The 24,358-nt window shown below is 44.9% G+C and carries 25 protein-coding genes; 7 read left to right on the top strand and 18 right to left on the bottom strand.

Going from position 1 to position 24,358, the window contains the following annotated elements; translation table 11 throughout:
- Positions 1 to 9: 9 nt before the first annotated feature.
- The gene (locus IE165_RS07805) at positions 10 to 693 is read right to left on the bottom strand and encodes a DUF421 domain-containing protein (RefSeq protein ID WP_189626052.1); all 684 of its coding nucleotides are present in this window, start codon (positions 691 to 693) and stop codon (positions 10 to 12) included.
- 245 nt (positions 694 to 938) lie between these two features.
- On the opposite strand from IE165_RS07805, the gene glgX reads away from it, so the two are divergent.
- Complete coding sequence (gene glgX, locus IE165_RS07800; RefSeq protein ID WP_189626051.1) at positions 939 to 3,065, top strand: glycogen debranching protein GlgX; 2,127 nt, start codon at positions 939 to 941, stop codon at positions 3,063 to 3,065.
- 38 nt (positions 3,066 to 3,103) lie between these two features.
- Positions 3,104 to 4,921: a malto-oligosyltrehalose trehalohydrolase gene (treZ, locus tag IE165_RS07795; protein ID WP_189626050.1), complete on the top strand. Its 1,818-nt coding sequence runs from the start codon at positions 3,104 to 3,106 to the stop codon at positions 4,919 to 4,921.
- 77 nt (positions 4,922 to 4,998) lie between these two features.
- On the opposite strand, the gene IE165_RS07790 is transcribed toward treZ, so the two are convergent.
- Positions 4,999 to 6,489 (bottom strand): acyl-CoA dehydrogenase family protein, encoded by a 1,491-nt coding sequence (locus IE165_RS07790; RefSeq protein ID WP_189626049.1) that lies wholly within the window; start codon positions 6,487 to 6,489, stop codon positions 4,999 to 5,001.
- A gap of 485 nt (positions 6,490 to 6,974) precedes the next feature.
- On the opposite strand from IE165_RS07790, the gene IE165_RS07785 reads away from it, so the two are divergent.
- A complete protein-coding gene (locus IE165_RS07785; RefSeq protein WP_308434292.1) occupies positions 6,975 to 8,138 on the top strand; it encodes a DEAD/DEAH box helicase in 1,164 nt (387 codons plus the stop codon).
- A 31-nt stretch (positions 8,139 to 8,169) separates the two neighbouring features.
- Positions 8,170 to 8,361: a cold-shock protein gene (locus IE165_RS07780; RefSeq protein ID WP_189626048.1), complete on the top strand. Its 192-nt coding sequence runs from the start codon at positions 8,170 to 8,172 to the stop codon at positions 8,359 to 8,361.
- A 97-nt stretch (positions 8,362 to 8,458) separates the two neighbouring features.
- Here the strand turns inward: IE165_RS07780 and IE165_RS07775 are convergent, their stop codons facing one another.
- Together IE165_RS07775 and IE165_RS07770 are read right to left on the bottom strand one after the other, a co-directional pair.
- Complete coding sequence (locus IE165_RS07775) at positions 8,459 to 10,990, bottom strand: ABC transporter permease (protein WP_189626047.1); 2,532 nt, start codon at positions 10,988 to 10,990, stop codon at positions 8,459 to 8,461.
- A complete protein-coding gene (locus IE165_RS07770; protein WP_189626046.1) occupies positions 10,987 to 11,655 on the bottom strand; it encodes an ABC transporter ATP-binding protein in 669 nt (222 codons plus the stop codon). The genes IE165_RS07775 and IE165_RS07770 overlap by 4 nt, the downstream gene beginning before the upstream one ends.
- Before the next feature lie 36 nt (positions 11,656 to 11,691).
- Here IE165_RS07770 and IE165_RS07765 point away from each other — a divergent pair, with 36 nt between their 5' ends.
- Positions 11,692 to 12,396, top strand: a complete 705-nt coding sequence (locus IE165_RS07765) for an arylesterase (RefSeq protein ID WP_189626045.1) — start codon at positions 11,692 to 11,694, stop codon at positions 12,394 to 12,396.
- 88 nt (positions 12,397 to 12,484) lie between these two features.
- On the opposite strand, the gene IE165_RS07760 is transcribed toward IE165_RS07765, so the two are convergent.
- From IE165_RS07760 to IE165_RS07710, 11 genes are all read right to left on the bottom strand, one after another.
- Positions 12,485 to 13,630: a metallophosphoesterase family protein gene (locus IE165_RS07760; protein WP_189626044.1), complete on the bottom strand. Its 1,146-nt coding sequence runs from the start codon at positions 13,628 to 13,630 to the stop codon at positions 12,485 to 12,487.
- Between the two features lie 144 nt (positions 13,631 to 13,774).
- Positions 13,775 to 14,644: a DUF808 domain-containing protein gene (locus IE165_RS07755; protein ID WP_189626043.1), complete on the bottom strand. Its 870-nt coding sequence runs from the start codon at positions 14,642 to 14,644 to the stop codon at positions 13,775 to 13,777.
- Positions 14,645 to 14,784: 140 nt separating this feature from the next.
- On the bottom strand, positions 14,785 to 14,973 hold the full coding sequence (locus tag IE165_RS07750) for a hypothetical protein (RefSeq protein WP_189626042.1): 189 nt from the start codon (positions 14,971 to 14,973) through the stop codon (positions 14,785 to 14,787).
- Positions 14,974 to 15,141: 168 nt separating this feature from the next.
- Complete coding sequence (locus tag IE165_RS07745; RefSeq protein ID WP_189626041.1) at positions 15,142 to 16,782, bottom strand: PepSY-associated TM helix domain-containing protein; 1,641 nt, start codon at positions 16,780 to 16,782, stop codon at positions 15,142 to 15,144.
- Positions 16,772 to 17,071: a hypothetical protein gene (locus tag IE165_RS07740; RefSeq protein WP_189626040.1), complete on the bottom strand. Its 300-nt coding sequence runs from the start codon at positions 17,069 to 17,071 to the stop codon at positions 16,772 to 16,774. The genes IE165_RS07745 and IE165_RS07740 overlap by 11 nt, the downstream gene beginning before the upstream one ends.
- Positions 17,072 to 17,075: 4 nt before the next feature.
- Positions 17,076 to 17,357 (bottom strand): hypothetical protein, encoded by a 282-nt coding sequence (locus tag IE165_RS07735; RefSeq protein ID WP_189626039.1) that lies wholly within the window; start codon positions 17,355 to 17,357, stop codon positions 17,076 to 17,078.
- A gap of 151 nt (positions 17,358 to 17,508) precedes the next feature.
- Positions 17,509 to 18,219 carry a DUF4198 domain-containing protein gene (locus IE165_RS07730; RefSeq protein WP_189626038.1) on the bottom strand — a complete coding sequence of 237 codons (711 nt, stop codon included), beginning with the start codon at positions 18,217 to 18,219 and terminating at the stop codon, positions 17,509 to 17,511.
- 727 nt (positions 18,220 to 18,946) lie between these two features.
- Positions 18,947 to 19,402, bottom strand: a complete 456-nt coding sequence (locus tag IE165_RS07725; RefSeq protein ID WP_189626037.1) for an Hsp20/alpha crystallin family protein — start codon at positions 19,400 to 19,402, stop codon at positions 18,947 to 18,949.
- Positions 19,403 to 19,421: 19 nt separating this feature from the next.
- Positions 19,422 to 19,715, bottom strand: a complete 294-nt coding sequence (locus IE165_RS07720) for a hypothetical protein (RefSeq protein WP_189626036.1) — start codon at positions 19,713 to 19,715, stop codon at positions 19,422 to 19,424.
- Between the two features lie 259 nt (positions 19,716 to 19,974).
- Positions 19,975 to 20,298 (bottom strand): hypothetical protein, encoded by a 324-nt coding sequence (locus tag IE165_RS07715; protein ID WP_229826436.1) that lies wholly within the window; start codon positions 20,296 to 20,298, stop codon positions 19,975 to 19,977.
- Between the two features lie 13 nt (positions 20,299 to 20,311).
- The gene (locus IE165_RS07710) at positions 20,312 to 20,887 is read right to left on the bottom strand and encodes an RNA polymerase sigma factor (RefSeq protein WP_229826434.1); all 576 of its coding nucleotides are present in this window, start codon (positions 20,885 to 20,887) and stop codon (positions 20,312 to 20,314) included.
- Between the two features lie 183 nt (positions 20,888 to 21,070).
- Between IE165_RS07710 and IE165_RS07705 the strand changes: the two genes are divergently transcribed.
- Entirely contained in the window at positions 21,071 to 21,484 is a 414-nt protein-coding gene (locus IE165_RS07705) for an OsmC family protein (RefSeq protein ID WP_189626035.1), read from the top strand.
- A gap of 65 nt (positions 21,485 to 21,549) precedes the next feature.
- Here the strand turns inward: IE165_RS07705 and IE165_RS07700 are convergent, their stop codons facing one another.
- Both IE165_RS07700 and IE165_RS07695 read right to left on the bottom strand, forming a co-directional pair.
- Entirely contained in the window at positions 21,550 to 22,308 is a 759-nt protein-coding gene (locus tag IE165_RS07700; protein WP_189626034.1) for an SDR family NAD(P)-dependent oxidoreductase, read from the bottom strand.
- Positions 22,293 to 22,457 carry a hypothetical protein gene (locus tag IE165_RS07695; protein ID WP_189626033.1) on the bottom strand — a complete coding sequence of 55 codons (165 nt, stop codon included), beginning with the start codon at positions 22,455 to 22,457 and terminating at the stop codon, positions 22,293 to 22,295. The genes IE165_RS07700 and IE165_RS07695 overlap by 16 nt, the downstream gene beginning before the upstream one ends.
- A gap of 575 nt (positions 22,458 to 23,032) precedes the next feature.
- Here IE165_RS07695 and IE165_RS07690 point away from each other — a divergent pair.
- A complete protein-coding gene (locus IE165_RS07690) occupies positions 23,033 to 23,263 on the top strand; it encodes a hypothetical protein (protein WP_189626032.1) in 231 nt (76 codons plus the stop codon).
- Here IE165_RS07690 and IE165_RS07685 read toward each other — a convergent pair.
- On the bottom strand, positions 23,260 to 24,321 hold the full coding sequence (locus IE165_RS07685) for an AI-2E family transporter (RefSeq protein ID WP_189626031.1): 1,062 nt from the start codon (positions 24,319 to 24,321) through the stop codon (positions 23,260 to 23,262). The genes IE165_RS07690 and IE165_RS07685 overlap by 4 nt on opposite strands.
- Positions 24,322 to 24,358: the final 37 nt, after the last annotated feature.

Genomic DNA, 24,358 nt, shown 5'->3' with positions numbered 1-24,358 from the left:
GATAACACGCTAAGTGCTTCGTTTTGTGTTGATGGCAACGGCCCATTGGTCATGTTGGCAACGACTGCAACGCAAATGGGCAGTGCCTTCTCTATGCTGTACGTAGCCGCAATACATGCAAGCTAAGGGTCCGTTGTGCACACGCACATCCACCTCTTTATAACGGGATGGAAACAGCGGCAAACCATATTTCGTATCCTCATCCGAGTAAAATAAAATACTCATTGTACCATCGACTTCCAAAATCCCTTCCCTCACCTGTCCGAGATGCTCTACCGACTGGTTGCGTAACTCTGCAAAAAACTCCATTTTGGAAAAATCGTGCTTATTTTCGTTTTTGACATCAAAAACGCCGTCTTGGACAATGGTCATAGCCTTACCCTCCATAGCTACGGCTACCCAGTTTACGCGAGAGGCTATCCAGGTGACCAGCTTATATACGACGATAACACATGCGAAAACAATGACCGAATAGAGCACTGGAATATCTTCCTGAAACATGGGGTCACCAGCAGCCGAACCTAAACTGATGATGATGGCGACTTCGAAAAGCGTAAGTTGGCGCACGCCGCGCCGTCCTGACAAACGCAAAATCAGCAAAATCAATAAAAACATGATTACCGTCCGCCACACGATTTCTACGAGGAAACCAAACTCAGCCCCTTCGACAAATAATTTCTCCAATGCTATCATAAACCGAATAACTATGTTGTTGGTATAACCTTTTTATCTGTAAAAAGTTGCGTGCATATCCTTTTATTAAAATAAAATGTTATTCCGAAAACTTAGCGCTGTATCTGATTGTTCAGCTTGTGAAATAAATGGTGATATGATGGTCGTCATGCATCATGTATCACCAAGCTTCTTCTATCCGGCCACGTTCTATAAACGCTGGCAGCATAGCATACAAATGACCTTATAAAGAAATTAGTAAAAAAATGAAAACAACAGTATTTGCAGGTTCGCCTTACCCCTTGGGAGCAACCTATGACGGCAAGGGCGTTAATTTTTCCATTTATGCGGAAAATGCAGAAGGCGTAGACCTATGCTTATTCAATACAAGCGAAGATCCCACAGAATCCGTTAAGATAAGGATCAAGGAGCGTACGCATCAAGTGTGGCATGTCTACGTACCTGATATTGGTCCTGGACAATTGTATGGCTACCGCGTATTTGGCCCATACGATCCTCAACAGGGACATCGCTTTAACCCAAACAAGCTTCTTATTGATCCTTATGCCAAGGCAATCGCCGGCACATTGGAATGGGATAATGCACTGTTTGGCTATGAGGTTGGCCATCCTGATGAAGACCTTAGTTTTAGCGAAGTAGATAGTGCGCCCTTTATTCCAAAATGTGTTGTCGTGGATAACACTTTTGACTGGGAAGGCGACCGCCCACTTCGTACCCCATTGCACAAAAGCGTGATTTACGAAACGCATGTCAAAGGATTTACGGAGCAGCATCCTGATATCCCAAAAGAAATTCGTGGGACATATTCTGCGCTAGCTCATCCCATCACCATAAAATACCTCCAAGAACTGGGGATTACAGCCGTTGAATTGATGCCGGTACATCATTTTATAACCGATCGTCATTTGAAGGACAACAACCTCACCAATTACTGGGGATATAATTCGGTAGGATTTTTCGCGCCGGACGTGCGTTATGCCGGAAATGGGATAGAAGGGCAACAAGTGCATGAATTTAAAAACATGGTCAAGGCCTTACATAAAGCCGGCATAGAAGTCATTCTTGATGTGGTATACAATCATACAGGAGAAGGCAACCAAATGGGGCCAACCTTGTCATTCCGCGGCATTGACAATGCGGCATACTACCGATTGGCAGAAGATCCCCGATACTACATGGATTATACCGGTACAGGCAATACGCTCAATGCTCGGCTACCAAGTGTGTTGCGCCTTATTATGGACAGCCTCCGCTATTGGATTCAGGAGATGCACGTCGACGGCTTCCGTTTCGATCTGGCATCTGCGCTCGCACGCGAGTTGCACGAGGTGGATAAGCTAAGCTCCTTTTTTGATGTGATCCACCAAGATCCGGTCATCTCGCAAGTGAAACTTATTGCTGAACCTTGGGATATCGGTGAAGGCGGCTATCAAGTCGGCAAATTTCCCTCGGGATGGGCCGAATGGAATGGTAAGTACCGCGACTGTATACGCGATTTTTGGATTGGTGCGGACAGCATGTTGGGCGAATTTGCTGAACGGTTAACCGGGTCGTCCGATCTTTATCTGGACGATTATCGCAAGCCCACCGCTAGCATAAATTTCATCACTGCACACGACGGTTTCACTTTACACGACTTGGTTTCGTACAACGATAAGCATAACGAAGCAAATGGTGAGGACAACAATGACGGCGAAAGTCACAATAGATCCTGGAATTGCGGTGCCGAAGGACCAACGGATGACGAAGAAATCAATGCGTTACGCGCGAAACAAAAACGAAATCTCTTGGCGACACTTTTCTTGTCGCAGGGTGTACCTATGATCGTGGCGGGTGATGAATACGGCCGAACGCAACAGGGAAACAACAATGCCTATTGCCAGGATAATGAGATCTCTTGGCTCGATTGGGCGACAAAGGACGACAGCTTGCTGAGCTTTACCAAACAACTGATTGCCTTCCGCCAAGCCCACCCCTCTTTCTGCAGACGCAAATGGTTTCAGGGCATGCCTATTAAAGGTGTTGGCTTGGAAGATATCGCGTGGTTTCTACCCGAAGGAAGCGAGATGGAGGATGCACACTGGCAACATGATTTCGCACGTTCTCTTGCTGTTTTTCTTAACGGTCAAGGTATCCGTTCATTGAACGATGATGGTACAAAAATCGTCGACAACAGCTTTTACATCATGTTCAATGCTTACTGGGAATCGATTACCTACAAGCTGCCTAGCGAGAAATACAGCAAAAGCTGGGTAAAAATGCTCGATACTAACCTAGATGTTATCGAAGAGCACGAAGCATATGCCGCAGGTACTGAGGTTTTGGTTCCCGCGCGATCTATTGTGTTGTTGATGTCTAAAATGGTTGATTAATTGGATGAATGCTTTTAACTTGATAAAGATTATTTCACATGTATAGCGCCCGCAAAAACATTGGACTATCCCTTCAACGTACTACAGCACAGCTAAACGTATGGGCTCCAAAAGCGAAAACCGTGGAATGTGAGCTACTGAAAACGGATCGTAAATTGCCATTGACTCTTGGTAAATATGGCTATTGGACGCTGGATACAGATTTGCTGCAAGACGGTGACACCTATCACTTGTTGATCGATGGTCAAGCCTTGCCGGATCCAGCATCCAAGTCACAGCCAGAAGGTGTGCACGGCCCATCGGCAGCGGTAGACCTGCACTATGATTGGACAGACCATGAGTTTGTTCCTCCCGCCCGAAAAGATCTTTTGATCTATGAATTGCATGTGGGAACGTTTTCCGAAAGTCACGATTTTCAAGGCGTTATTGCGCGCTTGCCGCATTTGTTGGACCTCGGTATCAACACCATTGAAATTATGCCCATTGCACAATTTCCGGGCGAGAGAAACTGGGGGTACGATGGGGTTTTCCTGTTTGCTGTCCAACATAGTTATGGCGGTGCCAAGGGCCTACAGGCGCTCGTCGATGCCTGCCATGCCGTAGGGATAGCAGTTATTCTTGATGTAGTCTATAATCACTTTGGACCAGAAGGCAATTACCTTCCAAAGTTTGGCCCATATCTCACCGATAAATACAGCACGCCCTGGGGGAAAGCCGTAAATTTCGACGACGCTTACAGCTACGGCGTTCGCGACTTCGTCCTAGACAATGTCCGGATGTGGTTTGAAGACTTTCATATCGATGGCCTGCGGATGGATGCCGTGCACGCCATTAAGGACTTCAGCGCGACACACATCCTGCAAGAAATTCGCCAATTGACAAACGCTATTGACAAACGAACGGGCAAAGTTCACTACCTTTTTGTCGAGTGTGATTTAAATGACAGGCGCTACTTGGAGCCCTTGGACAAAAACGGCTTCGCCATGAGTGGACAATGGTTGGACGAATTTCACCATGCCCTGCGTGTCGCTGTAGGGGAAGCCAAAAAGGGGTATTACGCAGAATTCAATGGCATTGCAGACCTCGCAAAAGCCTATGAAAGTGCCTATGTTTTTAACGGAAATTTTTCGACTCATCGGAAAAATTTCTTTGGCAGCAGTGCTGAAGGAATTGACGGTCAACGTTTTGTTGTATTTTCACAAAACCACGATCAGGTGGGCAACCGTATGTTGGGCGAGCGTAGCGCCGTGCTTTTTCCTCCTGCTGTGCAACGATTGATGGCTTTTGCTGTGTTGTTGTCTCCGTTTACGCCGATGTTGTTTATGGGCGAAGAATGGGGCAGTAAAACACCATTCCAATACTTTGTTAGCCATGGTGAGGACACATTGATTGAAGCCGTCCGACAAGGTCGTAAACAAGAATTTGCTGATTTTCACACGGATGGCGATCCGCCTGATCCGCAAGCGGTATCGACTTTCGACGCCTCCGTACTGGATTGGAAAGCGATAGAAACAGAAGCGGGCCAGCAGTTTTTCCAATATTACAGGGCGTTGTTAGTCCTTCGCAAAACACTGCTCTCATCATACGGATGGAACCGCGCAAACCTGACTGTTGAAGTCGATGAAGATGCTGAAACGATTACATTACTCGTTGTCGATAAAAAGGCAAAGATTTCCTGTATACTGAATTTTTCAGCTTCGGCAAACGCCATCAAAATAAACGGCGGTAAATATACCATGCTTTTCAATAGCGATGATGAAAAGTGGGGCGGGTCTGGTAAAACAGATGAATTTGTACAGGAGGAGATACAAGTGGCCGGTTTCTCCGGTATCGTGCTAGCGCATAACGAGCTATAGAGCGCAGGACGACAAAACAAACAATACATTTAAAAACACATCCCAACATGTCGTTACACATGTTGGGATGTTTGCTATTAAATAAAATCCATCCAATCAGATGCTTCTCGATATTCGATAATAGGCGCCGCGTTGTTTACGTTTGAAAAATCAGAAAGCAATTTACGGATATCGGTCTCCATATGCTTAAAGCTGTTCTCGTACAAATCAGTGCGGAAACCTTTAGCAACCATCTCAAACACATACTGCAACGTTATCAGGCGGGCAATAACTCTGCCCAAAACAATCAACTGCCGTTGGACTAATCCCTCGGGCACGGTAAAGTTAAGGAGTTTAGCAAATCGATCGCCTACTAATTTCGTCTGTTCCAATGATAGTATATAAGTCCCCAAATTCGATTGCTTTTCTTTCCGCATCTGCTTGAGGATAATTTCTGCTATTTGCGTATAGAGCATTTCGTTGGAACCTTCAAAAATTTGAAAGGGCCGGCTATCGACTATGCCGCGTCCGGCCACATGATCTATTTTGTATCCACTCGATCCAGATAGCTGGACGCAAATTTGCGCCGCTTCCTGCATCAAATCCGTTACAAGTGCTTTCATCGAATTAGCTTCTAAACCCTTTGTTGCTAAATCGTTCGCTATGCCGCTAATCGATGTACTTCGCGCACACATGCCTGAACAAAGCGAATAGGAAGACTGAATACGAGACAGTTGATACTGAACAGCGTCCAACTCCAATAATTTCTGCGCACCAACCTTACGATTGATACAATGCGACAGCGCTTCATCCAACATCCTTTTAATAAATCCCATTCCCATGCCTGGAAACTGAAGCCTACTGCGATGCAAGATGTCCAACATCATTTTTATGCCCGTACTGTGCTGCATCAACTTTTGCTCGACAGGAACGGTAACATCGATAGTATTCAATCCGTACGGGATCATGTACAAGCCCAAGTTGTTGAAATAGTGCTCCACATGGATCCGTTGCTCAGCCTTATTGTTGTCCGTTACAAAAAAATCAATGTCGCGCGCTAGCTCGCCATCAGCCAATTGTTTTCGTGCCGCAACCAGCCAAAACTCGGCCATCCCCGTAAGCCCCTGCCAGTGTTTGGTTCCTTTCAATCGATAAGATGTAGCCTCTTGTGTATAAAACGTACGCATATTCAACGCATCGCTGCCAAAATCTGGTTCCGTAATCATCAATCCACCCATGGCTTGTCCTTCCAAAAAGCGGTTAAACACGTACTCCTTCATCGGATCCTGTCCATATTTGGCAAAGGGTTCCAAGAAAAGAGCGATGTTGATGCCAAACGTTAATGATAAGGGCAGAGATTCGTATGAAGCCGCCGCTAAGATTCCCAAACATTCCTTTACATCGGTTCCCCGTCCTCCATACTCTGATGGTATAGCTACGCTAAGGGGTTTAAGCTCCATAATACCTTCCCAAATTTCTGGTGGAAGACCACGGTTAATACTGAGCTCATTGATATTTGAATCACTATGGAAGAGGCTATGCAATCGCTTCGAAAAGCGGTCTAAAAATATGGTATAATTTTCCTTCATATGACTAACTGGATACGTATGGGTTTCCAATTTTGGTAAATGTACAAAATAAAATAGGCATTTGCTGTTCTGCAAAGGCATCGACATTGCCCGAAAGAAATCACGCTCAGCAAATTATCACTTAAACAAATTGTATGTCAATTGATTAAAAGCTCGTTTCACGGTATCACGTCCTCTCTCAAAATCGTCAAACGGTTGAAGAAGAAGGCCGAGCACAAAAAAATGTACACTTCGTTTGACAATTTACTGTTAAGCACCTTTTACCGAATAAAAAAAATAAATACTTTGGTTTACAAAAATTTACTGTACCTTTGTTGCTTATCCAAGGCTACTGCCTCTGCTACTTCTGATTTGGTTAGTTTATCCTTTTCTTTTTCAGTTTTCGCTTTACCAGCTGCCGACAAAGAAAAACATGAACAGCTTGGTTGATTCAGCAGAAATAAAAATTTACAATATCGTTAAAGCCTCTATAAAAGATCGATCCCGTGACGCAAAAACTAGCGTCTAATTATATCAAGGGAGCAGAACCTATCATGACATTTCAAGATTTAAACATTATTCCGCCTATCCTAGACGCTATACGCGAGATGGGCTATAACACCCCTTCCCCTATCCAAGAGAAGGCCATCCCAGTTATTTTGGGTGACAAAGACCTAATCGGCTGTGCCCAAACAGGCACGGGAAAAACGGCGGCCTTCGCCATTCCCGCGATACAAAAAATCGCAGCAGTGAAAGCGCAGCATGGTGCCCCGCGAGTATTGGTGTTGACGCCAACACGTGAACTTGCCGTGCAGATTGAAGAGAACTTTGCAGCCTACGGGAAATATTTAAAAACCAGACAAACGTTGATATTTGGCGGTGTTTCCGCTCACGCTCAGGTAAACAGCTTGCGCAAAGGCACAGATATCATCATTGCAACACCTGGCCGGCTTTTAGATTTAGCTAGACAAAATCAGCTGAAACTTTCGTCTATTGAAATATTGGTGTTGGATGAGGCGGACACCATGCTGGACATGGGATTCGTAAATGATATTAAAAAAATATTAAGTTTCCTGCCGGTGAAGCGGCAAACGCTGTTCTTTTCGGCGACTATGCCTCCGCCGATTCGCAAATTCGCAACGTCTATTCTTCGCGACACCGTAGAGATCAATGTTAATCCGGTATCTTCCACCGCGGCGTTAATCGAACAATCAGTTTACCATGTAGAGAAAACCGATAAACCGAAGTTTTTGGTTTCTCTTTTACGTCACGAAACCGCTAACCAAACCTTAGTTTTCACGCGCACAAAGCATGGTGCTGACCGTGTAGCGAAGCTGCTCAACAAACAGGGGTTTCATGCCATGGCCATTCACGGTAATAAGTCGCAAGGTGCGCGTCAAAAGGCCTTAAGCGAGTTCAAACACGGTAAAATCCAAATCTTGGTCGCTACAGACATCGCTGCGCGTGGCATAGATATCGACGAGCTGCCTCATGTGATTAATTATGAGCTGCCCGAGGTATCGGAAACCTATGTGCACCGCATTGGTCGGACAGGTAGAGCTGGCAAGACAGGAAGAGCTATATCCCTGTGCAGCACCGAGGAACGGAAAAACCTAGATGGTATCCAAAAACTTACCGGCAACACCATCAAAGTAGCCAAATTACGTTAAATAAAATTCAATACATTTAAATATAATTATCATGCAAGAAGGAAAAATCAAATTTTTCAACACAACAAAAGGTTTCGGATTCATCACTCCATCTAATGGCGGTCAAGACATATTTGTCCACGTATCGGGTTTAGTAGACGAAGTGAGAGAAGACGATGCGGTGACTTTCGAAGTTGAAAACGGTAAAAAAGGCGTAAACGCCGTTCGCGTTCGCGTTATCTAAGCACAGTAGCTAGATACGGTGTAGACGCCTTGATTCTTGACCGAATCAAGGCGTCTTTCTATAATGGCGCTACGACAACCGTGCAGATTTGCCCTATTTAATTTTCCCTTAAAATTTCGAGGGTTGGTTTATTCAGGCTAGACAAGCTATTGAAAACACCGATAACGACGCACACAACAACAACGGCCAAGAGGAAGCCGGTAACCACAACGGCAGAAGGTATAAATGTTGCCTCGAAAACATAGATAGCCAAGGTATTGGTAGCAGCGATGGCGATGCCTAGACCTGTAATCGCGGAAAAGAATCCTAGAAATAGGTATTCCGCGAGTAGGATTTGTCCGATCTGCCGTTTGCTGGCTCCTATTGTGCGAAGCAATACATACTCGTTAAGTCGCTGATACTTGCTGATCATCAGCGAAGCGAAGAGCACGACAATACCTGTCAAGATGCTGAATGAGCCGATAAACCGAATGACCGCACCGATCTGATTGAGGATCTCGCCAAGCGTAGCAATCAAGCTATGAAGGTCAATGACCGATACATTGGGAAATTCCCTAACGACCTTTCGTTGCAAGTTGGCAGAAGCAGCTTCATCTGGTGCTTTGGTCATCAATACAAAGAACTGCGGTGCCCGTTCCAATGATCCTTTCGCCAGTACCATACGGAAATTGGTCTGAAAACGGTTCCAATCAACACGTCGTAAACTGGAAACCTGCGCCGGAATGGGAAGCCCCTGTACGTTAAGCAATAGCGTATCGCCGACTTTGACACCGATCCGTTCCGCGTACCCCTCTTCCAATGATACCTGCGCGGTATCCTTCGGTTGCACCTGACCTACCCATTCGCCACCAACAAGTGTCTCCGAATCGGCCAACGAATCGCGATAGGTAGCTCGTATTTCGCCACGGAAAGCACGAGCCGAGTAACCTAGCGTGGAATCTGCTATGACCGCTGGCAGGTCATGTCCATTAATACGTAAAATCTGCAACGTGACAATAGGCACCTCCTCCATCACGGGCATTTTTTCATTTAACATCAACGATTTTAGAGCTTCTCTTTGTGCTGGCTGTATATCAAAGAGCACAACATTAGCCTGCCCTTGCGCATTTCCCAATTCTACACGCTTCAATAACATCTCCTGCACGAACGATAAGGTGGCAATCAACGCCGTCCCAAAGCCGGTAGCCAAAATAACGACGGTGGTTTGATTCTGTGGACGGAACAGGTTAGCGAGGCCCTGTCGCCAGACATAGGGCCACTGTTGCGGAAAAAAACGGCTCACCATAAACATGAGCCCACGCGCTGTACCATATAGCGCCCCAAAAGTCAATGCTATTCCAATAACGAAAAAGATGGTCTGCTTCCAATCTTCTAATTGCAGACGTGCGAATAAGGTTAGGCATAACACGATAAGTGCAATTATCGCCAAGCGCAGCGGATCTTTTAGCAAGGGAGCCGTGTCTCTCGCTACCCGCAAGGTATTTAGCGGGGATACCTTGCGTATCGAAGTCAATGGCAACGCTGCAAAAAGTATGGCGATGCCGAGGCCTAATACAATTCCCTGCACAATCGCAGCCCATGATATCGCTGCCGAAAGGTTGACAGGTACAAACTCCTGCAGTAGCGTCGGCAACAGATACTGTAGCAGCGAACCCAAGACAGCGCCTATTGTCCCGGCAAAAGTTCCGATCACAGCAAACTGAACAAAAAAGACGGCAAACGTCTTTTTGGCGGATGCTCCCAAACATCTCAGGGTAGCCACCGTCATCATCTTCTCTTGTACATATACATGAACCGAACTCGATATACCGATCGCGCCAAGCAAGAGTGCTGCAAAGCCAACAAGCTGCATGAAGCGCGTTACATCCGCGAAAGAACGCCCTGTGTTTGCTTTGGTGGAAGCGACAGTTGCGGAACTTAGCTGATACCTTTCCAACCGCTCTTCATGGTGCTGTGCAAAATCCGCTATCGGGAAAGAGCTTGGTAGCTTAAAATAGTAAAAGTAGTCGACACGACTACCTGCCTGCTTCAGGCCTGTGGCTTGCATCGCTTCCAAGGATAGAAATGCCGACGGTGCCATGCTACTGGCAAAACCCGTCCGGCCGGCCATCTTCATCAGCTTGCCCGCAATATGGAACGTCTGATTTCCAAGTTGCACGGAATCCCCTATCTCCGCCTGAAACTGCAACATCAGCTCGTTGTCCAATACGATCTGCGAGCGGTCGCTCAGGGCGTTCAAAACATGCTGGGGCTCACTTTGCACGTCCCCATAAAAGGGATAGCCGGCCGACAGGCCACGAACCTGAATCAATCTAGATTCGCCCGATTTAGCAAAGCGCAACATCGAAACAAAACGCTCTTCTTTTGCCATCGCGCTGCTATGTTTAGCAATACTGTCTATGAAATTGCGTGTTTCCTTTTGTGGCGCTGTACGCGACGAAAGTTCCAGATCCGCCCCGAGCAGGCCTGCTGCCTGCGCATCAATATCGCTATTGAGGTTGGTTTTGAACGTGTCCATCGCAACGAAAGCTGATATACCCAACACAATGGAGGTGACATATAAAAATAATCGAGAGCGGCTGCGCCTGCTGTCGCGCCAGGCCATTAAAAAAATCCATTGCCAATTCATACCATAACCCCTCCTTTTAGCGATAAAACACGATCTGTTTTATTCGCCAATTCCAAATCATGGGTCACTAAAATCAACGTAGTACCAGCGGATCTATTCAAATCAAAAAGCAATTGTTCAACAAGTTCACCGGTCTCGGCATCAAGATTCCCAGTTGGCTCGTCCGCAAATAGGATTTTGGGCCGGTTGGCAAATGCACGCGCCAGAGCGACACGTTGCTGCTCGCCGCCCGAAAGCTGTGAGGGGTAGTGGGACGAGCGATGGCCAAGACCAACCTTCTCTAAAAGTTCAAGAGCTGTCTTTTTGTTGTTCCGCACACCACGTAGTTCCAAAGGAACCATAACGTTTTCCAAGGCAGTGAGTGTGGGCAGCAGTTGGAAGTTTTGAAATATGAAACCCACATAGGCATTACGCACAGCGGCGAGTTTGTCTTCATGTAGGCCATTCAACGCAATATCGTTCAGCAGGATGTCTCCCGATGTCGATTGGTCTAAACCAGCACATAACCCCAAAAGGGTTGTCTTTCCGCTGCCAGATGGACCTACGATAGCTAGAGATGTTCCTTCTGCTACGGAAAAGTCGATATCTCGTAAAACCGTTACGGCAGACTCTCCAACGCCGTAAGATTTGGTAACGTTGCGCACGCGCAGTATTGCTTTTGACATATTTGTTGTTCTATTACTTTTGCTTAAATTAGTCATATGATTTCACTTTACACACGGTACATTCTTCCTTTAGTTGTCATTTTTTTCATTGCCTGCGGGCATACCGATCGCTCCAGTCGCACAACAGCCGAAGAAACTCCATTAACGCCCGAGCAGCGGCAGCAAGACACGATACCGTCGAAAACGAAAACGATCGTGTTTTTTGGCAACAGCCTGACAGCCGGATATGGGCTTGATGACCCCAAAGAGTCTTTCCCGGCAATTATTCAGACCAAAATTGATGCGCTAGGTTTGCCCTATCATGTGGTCAATGCAGGTCTTAGCGGAGAAACAAGTGCGGGAGGAAACGAGCGAATCGACTGGTTATTACAGCATCCTGTAGACATCTTTATCCTCGAACTGGGCGCAAATGATGGTCTGCGCGGTATTGATCCGAAAAGCACCTATAAAAATCTTCATCAAATTGTTCAGAAGGTGAAAAAGAAGTATCCGGACTGCGCATTCGTGCTTGCCGGCATGTTGGTTCCGCCAAATGTTGGCGAAGAATATTTCGAAGAATTTAAAGCAATTTACCCTAAACTTGCGAAAGAGCAACAGATGGAATTAATTCCCTTTTTACTGGAAGACGTGGCTGGTGTGCAAACCCTCAACCAAGCTGATGGCATACATCCCACAAAAGCAGGTCAAGTCATTGTTGCGGAAAATGTCTGGACAATCCTACAGCCCATGCTAAAACCCTAAATCTTTTGATTAACCGCTGAAATTTACCGCAAGCGACTTAATCACTTCCTCAAAACGATAAACATTTTTGAGAATAATCGTCATCGTACTATATCGGAGACGTACGGTGAATGGGCACCGTGAACCTTTCGAATAATGTAGCTCGGCTATTTTTTGCTTTTTCGGCATCTGCATGCAACACATAGTATCCGCCGTCAATAACAAATCCGGTAGCTGTACGCTCTAAGGTGATCTTCAAAAATCCATAGCGATCTTCGCAAAAAGCATTGAGCTCGATTGAGCCGTCAGACACCTTTAGCGCCCGAACTCGCCTTTCTGCCAAGGAAGCAACCTGATGTAGATCAACATATCCACCAGCACCAGCTACAATGTAAGGCACCCTTTGCCCATTCACATAAGTACGGGTAAAGCGCTGATAATTGTGCACATGCCCGCTGAAAACGATGTCAGGAAGCACACCGGATTCCAAAAATGCGTCCTCAAGAAAAGAAATCATCTTTTCACTGGAACCATGATTGGTATCCGCCGAGTACGGCGCATGGTGTATACACAGCATAATAACCTGCTGCTCCCGATTAGCATATGCGTGCCGCAGTTCCTCGATAAACCAGGCACGTTGCTCCTTGTCGATAGCGCCGTGTTTGAGCACGTTGGGATACAGGCCGATGATACGGAGTAAAGGTGCTTCGAGCGTCCAATACACATTCGGCTGAATCATACTCTTTCGCTGACTGTCACCGCCGAAGTGGATCGCACGGCGTGCGGTACCGCAAAAAACGTCCATGAAAGCCTGCAAGCTATCGTACGGCGTCCTGCTAGCCGGATTGATGTCTCCGTCATGGTTTCCGGCAATGGCAAAGATCGGTGCCTCGTATCGCTCGTAGGGCTCCAAAAATTGTTGGGGATAACCCTCGGCTTCACCATGGTTGTAAACGATATCGCCCAGATGATAAAGGAAGGCTGGCGTATCGGCTGCATAGACTTCACGATTGCTCTGCTCATTCAGCACCTGCGCCACAATAGCCTGAAACGCTGAAAATCGCGGGCTACCGGTATCACCAAGCATGTGAAAAGACATTTTATCACGTAAAGCCGTCACCTTATCGCCAACCACCGCTTCCAGCTGCAAACGGTATGGATAAGCGCCACTAGGCTTAGGCAGTGCTTTAAAGTTATGCGAATCGTCCACCACTTCTTTCAATACGACCGCGGTACTCACTTTATTATCCTTCATAAAATCAAAAATAAAAAACCAATGTGAACAAGACGTTAACACCGATACCTGCGCAACACAAAATGAGGCGTAAAGATTCATCTACCCCATGGACGATAGCACCCACATGGCCAACATTGTATCCCTCCCTTAAGGCGTTGTTATTTAGCGACTTGTTCGGTCTTTGAACATTTTCTGAAACAGCGTAACAACCGCAACGACAAGAAAGCCAGCAACCAAGCCTACAAGTGCTTCTTTTAGCATAGCGGGCAATGCAGGAAGCAAGTGGTGCAGGTAGTCGATATTATGAACAAAGATACCGCCAGAAACCAAAATTAGCGCAACGGTTCCAATGAAGGCCAATGATTTAATGACAACGGGCAAAGCTTTAACCAAGAATGCTCCCAATTTCGACAAAAGCCCTTTATTATCAGATTTTTTGATTAGGGCATAGCCGGCGTCATCCATCCGGACTATCAGCGCGACAATGCCATAAACACCTACTGTGGCCAAAAGCGCGACCACCGAAACGGTTAATATCTGAACGGTCAGACTGCGTTCCAAAACGGTACCTAAGGCGATAATGACGATCTCTACCGAAAGGATAAAATCTGTGGTTACAGCCGACTTGATTTTGGCACGTTCCACTTCTTCCGCATTGTCCTCCCTCTTCGCGATCACCTCTTCCCCAGTCTTTGCCGGGTGGAAAAGGTAGTGCACAATTTTCTCTACACCTTCGTAAGCCAAATAAAAACCGCCTAGGATAAGAACAACCGTTATAGCGATCGGAAAAAAGACCTGCAGCAGCAAAGCGATGGGCACAATGATCACCTTATTGAGCAACGATCCTTTTGTGATTGCCCATAAGACCGGAAGCTCGCGAGACGAAAGAAAACCCGTCGCTTTCTCAGCGTTCACTGCCAGATCATCTCCCAATATACCTGCCGTCTTCCGCGTAGCAATTTTACTTGCAACTGCCACATCGTCCATCAACGCGGCTATATCGTCGAAGATTGCAAAAATTCCTGATGCCATATTTAAATTTTAATGCACTAAAGTAGACATTAATTTGCTTATTTTGTTACGTTGGAAGATGCGTTACCCACATTTTTTACAGCATTAAATAGCAATGCCTGCAGAGCCTAAATAGAAAAAAGCCAACTTCAACTAATTTACTACACTTGTTTTAATCGTTGTTGAAATACATGCCGATCAACAAGCTCATTGTTTATGTAAAATGCCGTCGCTTGCGGAATGCCCGTATCATCATTCGGAATCTGGGCGATCTCGATCAGTACGTCGCCATTCTTCATCGTTGTTGTCGTTTCCACACCGCGCTCAGTTGTCACTGTTATCTGCTCCATATAAATTATCCTTTTATATAAAGAACCACGTGAAACGAAAAACGTTTACATCAGCCTGCCACGTTACAGAAAATGCTTAAATAAGCACGTGCTTGAAAACGAAAATCGCATGGGTACTCTTTGGAACCGATGCGATTTTGTTCTCCCGCAGGTTGCAACTATGCGGTATTATGTTTTGGCTAAAAGCTGGAAAGGCTTTGCTTGTTTACGCACCCTGATAAAAGCGTAAAGGCAGCCGATAGCCAGCACAGTAAAGAGCACATCAACAAAGAAAATATCTGTAGCGCCCAATTGCCAGCTGGTCCAAAACCAAAGCTTCGTCGTCATACCATTGGCAATGGGTACCGCAAAGCAAGTGAGTACAGAAAGAATCAGCACATGCCTATTCATGCGGGCCAGATTACGCAGAATCATCAAATAAATCCCCAATATTAACCAGCTATAGAAAAAGACATTGTAGATCACTGATTGGTTAATGACGGGCAACAGCTTCAGCATAACAAAGGTAAATGCCGTTACAGGCAACATACTCAAGCAGCCCGCTAAGAAAAAATTCGATGCCCAAAAATTAAATTTGCGTTTGTAGGCGGGCACGTTGTTCTTATCTCTTGCAACTAGCCAAATGACGATTCCGGAAATGATGACGAGGCAGCCCATCAACCCAAGCAAAAAGAATATAATTTGCATCGGTTTTCCCCCAAAATCGCCGAAATGTAAATGATAGATCAGACTCTTGACCATATCAATATATGTCCCGTCCTTGGTAGGGGATTTATACGCTAAGACTTTTCCCGTAGCTATTTCCTGCAAGGCATATCCCGATCCGGCAAATGCTACCTGGGAAACAGGCTTAAATTCAATGCCTACCTGCATACTCTGATCTTGGAAATTTCGGATGTAAAGGCGCGTTACGCGCGCATCATTCCATTCGGATTCCCATTTGGAAACAAATGCATTCAAATCGAATTTTTCGCCAAGCGGGCTGTAGCGATAGTCCACCTGTATATTCTTGTTATATAAAAGCTCTTCGTAAACAGCTTCCTCATTTCCGTCGTAAAGCAATTTGCTAAATGGAGTAATGAGTACAAAATTAACGATCAGGATAATCCCTGTAACGGCGAATACAAACTGGAAGGGAAAGCCAATAACACCTAGTGCGGTGTGCATATCCGTCCAAACCGTCTTCCATTTACTAAATGGGCGAAATACGAAAAAATTTGTCTTGACCTTTTCCCAATGCAGAAAGACACCCGTTATCAATGCAAAAAGAAATAAGAATGAAACAATGCCTGCAAGCAGGTAGCCAAAGGGTGTACCGATTTTTATGGGTAATTGATTGAGCTGCGCCAAAAAGTGCAAACGATACAAAAATTCACCCATGTCGTACCCTTCCGAATAGGTAGTTGGCCTTTTATCCGCAAAATAATATAGAAAATAGGCAGAATCCTCTGCCGACGCTCCTCGTCGGCGCTTGCCCTTTCCTTTACCTGTTTGCGCAGCTATAGGTTTGCTGACAGTCGTATCTGCCGAAACACTCATATTTACATAAGCGCCCTGGCCTTGCTTTAGATAATAAAGATCAATATTTCTACCAACGAGGTTGTATTGTCTGGATAGCGAATCCAAAAGGTAGTTGTAATCCGTCTGAACGGTATCCGCCACCATAGACTTTCCGTGTTGCCAAGCGGTAATATTATCTTTAAAAAATGAAAACGAACCGGCGAAAAATATGACGTACAGCAAGGATGCAATGATAATCCCGCTAATGGTATGTGTGTGAAAATAGATATTGTACTTTCTATGATCCATAATGAAAGGAGGAGGTCAGCAAATAAGGTAATAAAAAGATAACTGTTAACAGCACGTAGGTTAGCCATACACGCCATACATTCTTTTCGACAAATGCCCATAGCAGCAGGAAAGACCACATGATATATCCAAGTATGATGGCTGTAGCCACCACTTCGCCCTTCGGTAAGAAGCTGCTGAGTGCTAGGTGGAAGCTTAGCATGACGGCATAACCACCGACGGTTCCCGCTAGTATCTTGCAAAGTCGCAACCACGGGGATTTCGTTAAGTATTTTTTATTGGCAGGCATAAAATCAGCATATCATTTCCAACACAAAAAAGAGCATAAACAGCGTTGCAAAGCCACGGATTCCTATATAGCGGAATGGGAAGAACAACACACACAAACCTCCGACAGCCATGAGCATCACAACGGCTGCGAAGATCCCTGCTCCTAAGCCCAATAGGTAGGTATTAAAAAGCAGCGCTAGCATAAATAAAGAAGCAGACGCGAACCGGCTTTGTCTCTGACGTACACTCCACTTCAGCAAAAAAGGGTGTTTTCCGGGCCAGCTGATGCGCTTCGACGTATTCATCAAACAAGTAAATCCCAAAAACAAGATCAATAAAATAAACGAAAACATAGCAATTACAACGTTTGTAAATTTAGTAGCAGCGTCCTTGCAGACAGCTGCCGTTGGTTGTCGATCTTAGGCAAGTAAACAACTTGCTAACTGCAAAATGTGGTTACTTAACGTAAAAACTGGTCGTTATTCCCTGCCAAGTTGCGCTGTAGGGGGCTCCGTGCCACGTGCCTGTTGCTTCCTCGCTATGCCCAAACTCCGCAACATATTTGCCTGCCCATAGGACATCAACAGTCGCGATGCCTTGCGCATCGGTTTTGTAGGTTTTTGACCAGCCTGATTCGGACATTAAAAGAACGTCCTGGCCAGCTAACCCTTGACCTTCCTTGGTTAGGCGAATGGCAACCTTATCACCTTTTTTAAAAACTTTCGTATCCACGGCTAGTTGGTAAGCTAATTTACTTTGTGCAGCCCCAGCGGATTTACCAACCTGAACAGCAAGTTGCGAGGTAAATTCGTAACGTGTTTTGCCGCCTAGATCTTTGGTGGGATGCGTCGTATAGACGAGATAGGTACCATCTTCTTCTGGTGTGAAAGAGGCTATAAAATGATCGTCTTTATCTTCCAAGCTTAGCTCCATCTGCGTTTGGTCGGGCTTGATCACAAATAGTTTCAAAGAACGCAAATCTGAATACCAATCAGTGGTCTTTTCCAGTTCGGCGGTTGCATACTCGCCATAGTATACACGAATCTCATGAGACTGCCCTTTGCCGGCATTCGGGGCACTTTCCAACCATATGGCGTGCGCTGCTGCGGTTTGACCGCCTACTAAAAACGCTACAAAAACGAGGAGTAAATAAGGTAAAGATTTCATATTATTTGTTTTTATCTATACAATTCAATCTATTCGAAAGCAGTAAAGTCTATCAAAAGAACCTACCGCTGGCAAATATAAATAAAGTTTTGTTATTTAGAATTAGTATAATTAAAAAACATAAAAATATATAGACCTTATAGTAAACTGCTCCAAATAGCCGTCAAAAGACATCCGTACATGACATTAAAATGACAAAAAAGATTGTTTTTTCTACGCGTCGAAATATTCGGAAATAGAAAAACACGCTTTGTACTGCATTAGACAGGCTTTCTATAGAAAAAAGGCATTTCACTAGTGAACTAAGGCATTTCCCATAAGTTTTACATGTTGTCAGGTTGCAAACGTGAAAATTTCGCTAGTAATAGACGTAGAACGGTTAGCATTTGAAGGGGTTCCCAATCGGTTTAAGTTGTTTCATTGCGCAATCATCTCCTTGCATAATGCACCTCCTCCGTTTCATAGGGATGTTAGCGCGAAGACTATTGGTTTATTGAAAACTGCGGATGCATAAATAGACGGGTATCGTAAAAAAAGGCTTTTGTTGAGGGAATACGACTAGATAAAAAACACGTCATCGCAAGGATGTATAACGACCGCTGTAAGCTGGTTTCCAGGAAACTAATCTGCACTTTACATGCAAAGATTGTTGCGTTGTCATTTCCCCTCGCGATGACGAAAAGTGTTGGCTTTTTACCTGCTTCTTTAGGAAAGAGCGGTTATAGGGCTAACTGATGTGCACCTCTTGGACTGGCTTAGTAGCTTCCGGGTTCTTGGCCAAGATAATGGTAAGCACACCATCCTCAAAACTAGCCTGCACGTTATCGCTAAGCACCTGCTCGTCCAATTTGAATGCACGATTGAACGATCCAGCTACATATTCCTGATGGCGAAACTCCGAGGTCTGTTCGGTTACAGGCTCCTCATACGACACCTGCAACAGGTTGTTTTCTACGACAACTTTAAAAAGTTCTTTCTTTCTGCCTGCAGCGAAGAGCTGAATTTCAAAATAAGCTGGGTGTTCGACGATATTCGCTGGCACTTGCGAGCCCGCTCCATGCCCTTCATTCAAAGCACCGTCAAAAAAGTGCTGCTGGAATTTCTCCAATTTATTGCGGAACGCTGCGCCACAAAATGCAGCTTGCTGGTAGTTATTATCGGATTGTTGATTTCTTTTAAACATGTTGTAATTTTTTAATGGGTTATCGAACGGGAATAATGGCGGCTTTGGCCGACTGCGACTTAAATGACACAGGTACGACGGCGATCATATTTTCATTGGCAAAAAAACCGGCATTCCCAAAGTGTGGAACGGCCATCTCCTGCTGGCGAACCCTTCTTTTGAAACGCCTTGCAGCGATCCACATGCCAATTGCCATGACAACGGTGAGCAATAACATGATCTTGAACAGTGCGACAATCAAGAAGCTCAATGCCCCCAAGACGACCGTCAAGCCTATCAATCTCGGTAAGATATATTTAAATTTATTTTTCATTTTTTCTTTTGTTTTACAATTAATATTAAAGGCCTTTGCTGTAGTAGACGAGCAATCTCTCGATTTTACTTTAAGTACTTTTAAAATTCTTCCATAAATTGTTCGCAAACCGACAAAAAAATTAAATAATAGGCTCATTACTGATATAACAATTTCTTTTAAACAGATCCATCCCCGCAAGAAATGAACGATTGTGCACAAAAAAAGGTCGAACATACCGTACCGACCTTTTTTACACACTCATATTTTTATGCAATTTTTAACATTTCCATTTTTCTTCAAATCGTTTCCTCCATTCGCTTTTTAATTTCTCCCGATCTTCCTCCGACATGGACTCTTCCAACGGTTGGTTCCTTCGAAAACCGTTTTTGGACTTTCCAAATCCACGCCCAAATAAAATGCGCGACAGGATGAACAATCCGAGCGCTTCCCAATAGCTGATGGCTCTTAAGCCGAAAATGTCGGTCAGTAACGTATTCCACAGATACTGCAGCAGTGCGATCAGCAATCCACAGCCTAAGAGTATCGCAAAAAAGATAAAAACAAATTTGCCTTTTCTTTTTCCATGTCTATTAAATCCCATAATCGTATATCTCCTAATATTTTAATTCGTCATATAAACTTTTCAAACGCAACCGCAAGTGCTTCACCGCGTAGCCTTTGCGGCTAATGATGGTCTTCAGCTTCTCGCCTTCCATATCAGCAATTTCCTGCAAGGTTTTGTCTTCCATCTCGTTCAGCAGAAAGACCTTCCGCTGCTTCTCTGGCAATTCATCCAGTGCCTTCATCAATTCGTCCCAAAAGATATCCTTAAACATCTTCAGCTCAGGATCCTGCGAATCATCGGCAAGCAATAGTTGCCGAATGGGAAATTCCCCTTCCTCACCATCCTCCACCATCTCGTCGAGCGCCTCGGTCTTGCTTTTACGATAGCTGTCCGTGATCTTATTACGTGTGACGCGATACAACCAAGCACCTACATTTTCCAACTCATCGATATTGGTCAGGCGGCTAAACTGAAACCAAACCTCCTGCAGGATGTCTTCGGCATCTTCATCTCTCTTCACTCTTCCTTTCACAAAACGCAACAGCTGGCCACTATAGGTTTTTATCAAATCTGTTACGGATTTGGAGTTTTTCTGCGCCATCTCTAAATGCTGTGGAATGTCCATGGTAAGATAGACGTTACGCTATCTCATTTACTCTAAAAATAGGCATAAAATTTTTAATGCGTAGAAACAATAGCGCATACAGCCGTTTATTGACCTTACTTTATCAGCCAACGGTCACGTTTTTACGGAAATGCACACCATTTTCGATTACCGTTGTTATTCCAATACATCAATAAAGAGCATATGAAACGCAAAGCGACAGCCGTTTGGAACGGCACTATTAAAGAGGGACAAGGACATTTGACTACCCAAAGTACGGTTTTGAACGAAACACAATATTCATTTAACAGCCGATTTGCCGATGGTATAGGTACTAATCCGGAGGAACTACTGGCTGCGGCACATGCCGGATGTTTCACGATGAAAGTAAGTGCAGATTTAACCGAAGCTGGCTTTACACCGGAAAAGCTGGAGACGACATCGGTCATCTCGCTGGATAACGGAAAAATAGTCGAGTCGGCATTAACTTTAAACGCCAAGGTACCTGGCATAGCCGATGAACAATTTCAGGAAATCGCCAAGGGAGCGAAGGAAAACTGTCCAGTAAGTGGCGCATTCAGTTTCACAATTACCTTGAGCGCAACATTGGAACCCTAAATCGATCAACTAAAAACGGCCTAGCTTCCATTGGATCTAGGCCGTTTTTAGTTGAAATTTATGGCTTACAATAACATGCCGCCCGACACTTCGATCCGTTGGCCATTTATCCAGCCAGCCCCTTCGGAGCATAGGAATGCAACGACCGGCCCAATATCTTCGGGAAGACCTACACGACCCAATGCAGTCGCTGCGGCGATGTTGGCATTGATTGTCGCATCGTCGCGCGTCCTGCCACCACCAAAATCTGTTTCTATAGCGCCCGGCGCCACTACGTTGACCGCTATCTTACGTGCCCCAAGCTCTTTAGCCAAGTAACGCGTTAACACTTCCACGGCACCTTTCATTGACGCGTAGCCCGAGCTGCCCGGGAAGGAAAATCGCGCCAAGCCAGAGGATATATTGATGATACGTCCCCCATCATGTAGATAAGGTATTAATTTTTGCGTGAGGAAGAATACTGCTTTATAGTGGATAAGAAACATCTCATCGATTTGCTCTTCCGTCGTATCCAAAAAATTGGCATACAGCGCAGTACCGGCATTATTGATTAAAAAGTCAATTTTCTGCGTCCGTCCATCCTTTTCCAATGCCTTCATGACTGCAGCGATAAATTTATCGAAGCCTTTCACATGCCGGCTATCCAATTGAAATATATAAGCACGCTGCCCAAGATTTTCAACCTCTTCCGCCGTAGCTAGAGCATTTTGCTGATCGCTATTATACGTTAAGATCACATCGTGTCCTTCTTTTGCCAAATGAATAGCCATATCTCGACCCAATCCACGGCTTCCTCCAGTAATTAAACCTAATTTCGCTTCCATATTTTATATATTAAACTGAATTGTCCAACATCCATTTGCATCTCCGAAAGCAACAGCTCGTCAACATCCTTTTTAAAAAGAAGATGCTTCCCGATAAAGTCATCGATCTTTATAGCCTGTTGCTCGTTCATATACCACTGTTCTAACATCAAATATAACGATAATCGTCACCCATCCCTAACAAAAGTGACCTTGCCGCTCAAAGTATATTGACGCCGCCATTCATCGGGTAAACATGACCAAAAGCCGTAGGAATCAGCGCAGAAAATTCGATTACTGGATGTCCACCTTGGTTATCAGGTAGTCATTCAGGCAAACGCGTATATGCTTATAAAAAAAAACTTGCACTTAGTGTATAAAATACACTATATTTGTATCATCATAATTTAGGTTTATAATTGGTTAGCTAAAGGTTTTCATTCTCCCCGTTTGAAAACCTTTTTTTGTTTCCACAGGGGATGTGGCGGTCAATAAAACGTTTGTTAGCGTGCGCACGGTTGACGTATGCACTTTGGCAATCTAACAAAGTGTACCTGCAAGACAACTTTTTCATCTTATTCCCGTTATCATTTACCGTACTGATTTTTTTACTCAGGCTCTTTATTTTCTTGAACGAGAAATATAAAATGATATCTTTGGGATATTTGGCATTAAAAGTTAACCGATTGCAGCTCGCGATTGCTGTTTCGTGAATAGATAGGGATCCAAACAAAACTGTTTTCAATTGAAGAGGAAAGTTATACAACGCGTCTTGTTATTAGTTGCATTTTTCTATGGAGGGATGCACCTCGCGCTAATTGGCTTGGCTGCTAAGTTAAAAACACCGGCACTAAACTATACAGCTATCGGGTTGGGCATTGTGCTTATGCTGGTTGCTTTTGGTTATTTTGCTTTCAAATGCATTGTGCAGTACAAAAGCCTCACCGAAAAGAAGAAAGAGGAAAGTGAATCTTAATCGCCGATCAGGTGGCCATAGGGTTTCAGTGGGTCAATATTATCAAAAATAACTTTGAAAATACCGAGCAGCGGAATAAATAAGATCATGCCTGCAGCCCCCCATAGCATCCCCCCCAGCAGTAGTGCCATGATGGTAAACAAAGGCCCTATTTTTACTTGGCCACCGGTGATCTTCGGCGTTAGCACATAGCTGTCGAGCTGCTGTACAGCGGTAAAAAACAAAGCCACAACCACTGGAATCGTCAATGTGTCCCCCGTAATAAAGGTATACAAGACCACAATAGCCCCGCCCGCGACCGAGCCGATGTAGGGGATCACGTTAATTAGTGCAGCGAGAATGGCAAAGAAGAGCGCATTTTCGACACCTATGATTGTCAATCCCACAAAATAAATTACGGATAATATCGCGACGACCAAAAAGATGCCTGCAACATAACGGCTAGAGACTTTTGTGATTTTTTCAACAATGCCCCGCGCATGATCGACCTCTCCATAACCGGCATGCCGACGTACCAACTGAAATACAAAGCGTTTAATACGTATCCTGTAAATGAGCATCAATATCGTATAGATCGTGATGATTAAGAGGCTGCCCAGTACAGAAACAACAGAAAATATGGCTCCACCAACCATCTTCCCTGCCGAGTTGGACCACTGTGTCACTTGCTTTTGCAAATATTCCTTCTGCTTGACCTCCGATATGTCGAAATGCTCTGCGATGTATCCGTAGGCCCTGTCCAGCATCAAACTGATCTTATCGCCAACCACAACAAGATCACCCGCGAGCTCTACCAATTCATTCACCAAGACATAAAGCACGCCAACCATTAACAGAAGTGTCGTTAATACAACCGCCACGGCCGCCCATCCCCGCTTAATCCCCTTGGCTTCCAGCCTGTGACAGATCGGCAGCAGCAACATGGCGAACAACGCACTCGTGAGCAACGGGATAAGGAACGCCTTGCCAAAATGCAAAATGGCAAAAAGCAACACCAAAAATATAAGTACCTGATTGAAACTTCCCAATACAGTAAGTTTAACTATGCGCTCCTTCATGGTTCGTTGATTTTAATCTACTACTAAACAACGTTAA

Origin of the sequence: Sphingobacterium griseoflavum (assembly GCF_014653155.1) — a bacterium.
Taxonomy (GTDB): domain Bacteria; phylum Bacteroidota; class Bacteroidia; order Sphingobacteriales; family Sphingobacteriaceae; genus Sphingobacterium; species Sphingobacterium griseoflavum.
Note: the sequence above shows the minus strand (reverse complement) of the source record. Positions and strands in the feature narration are given on the sequence as shown.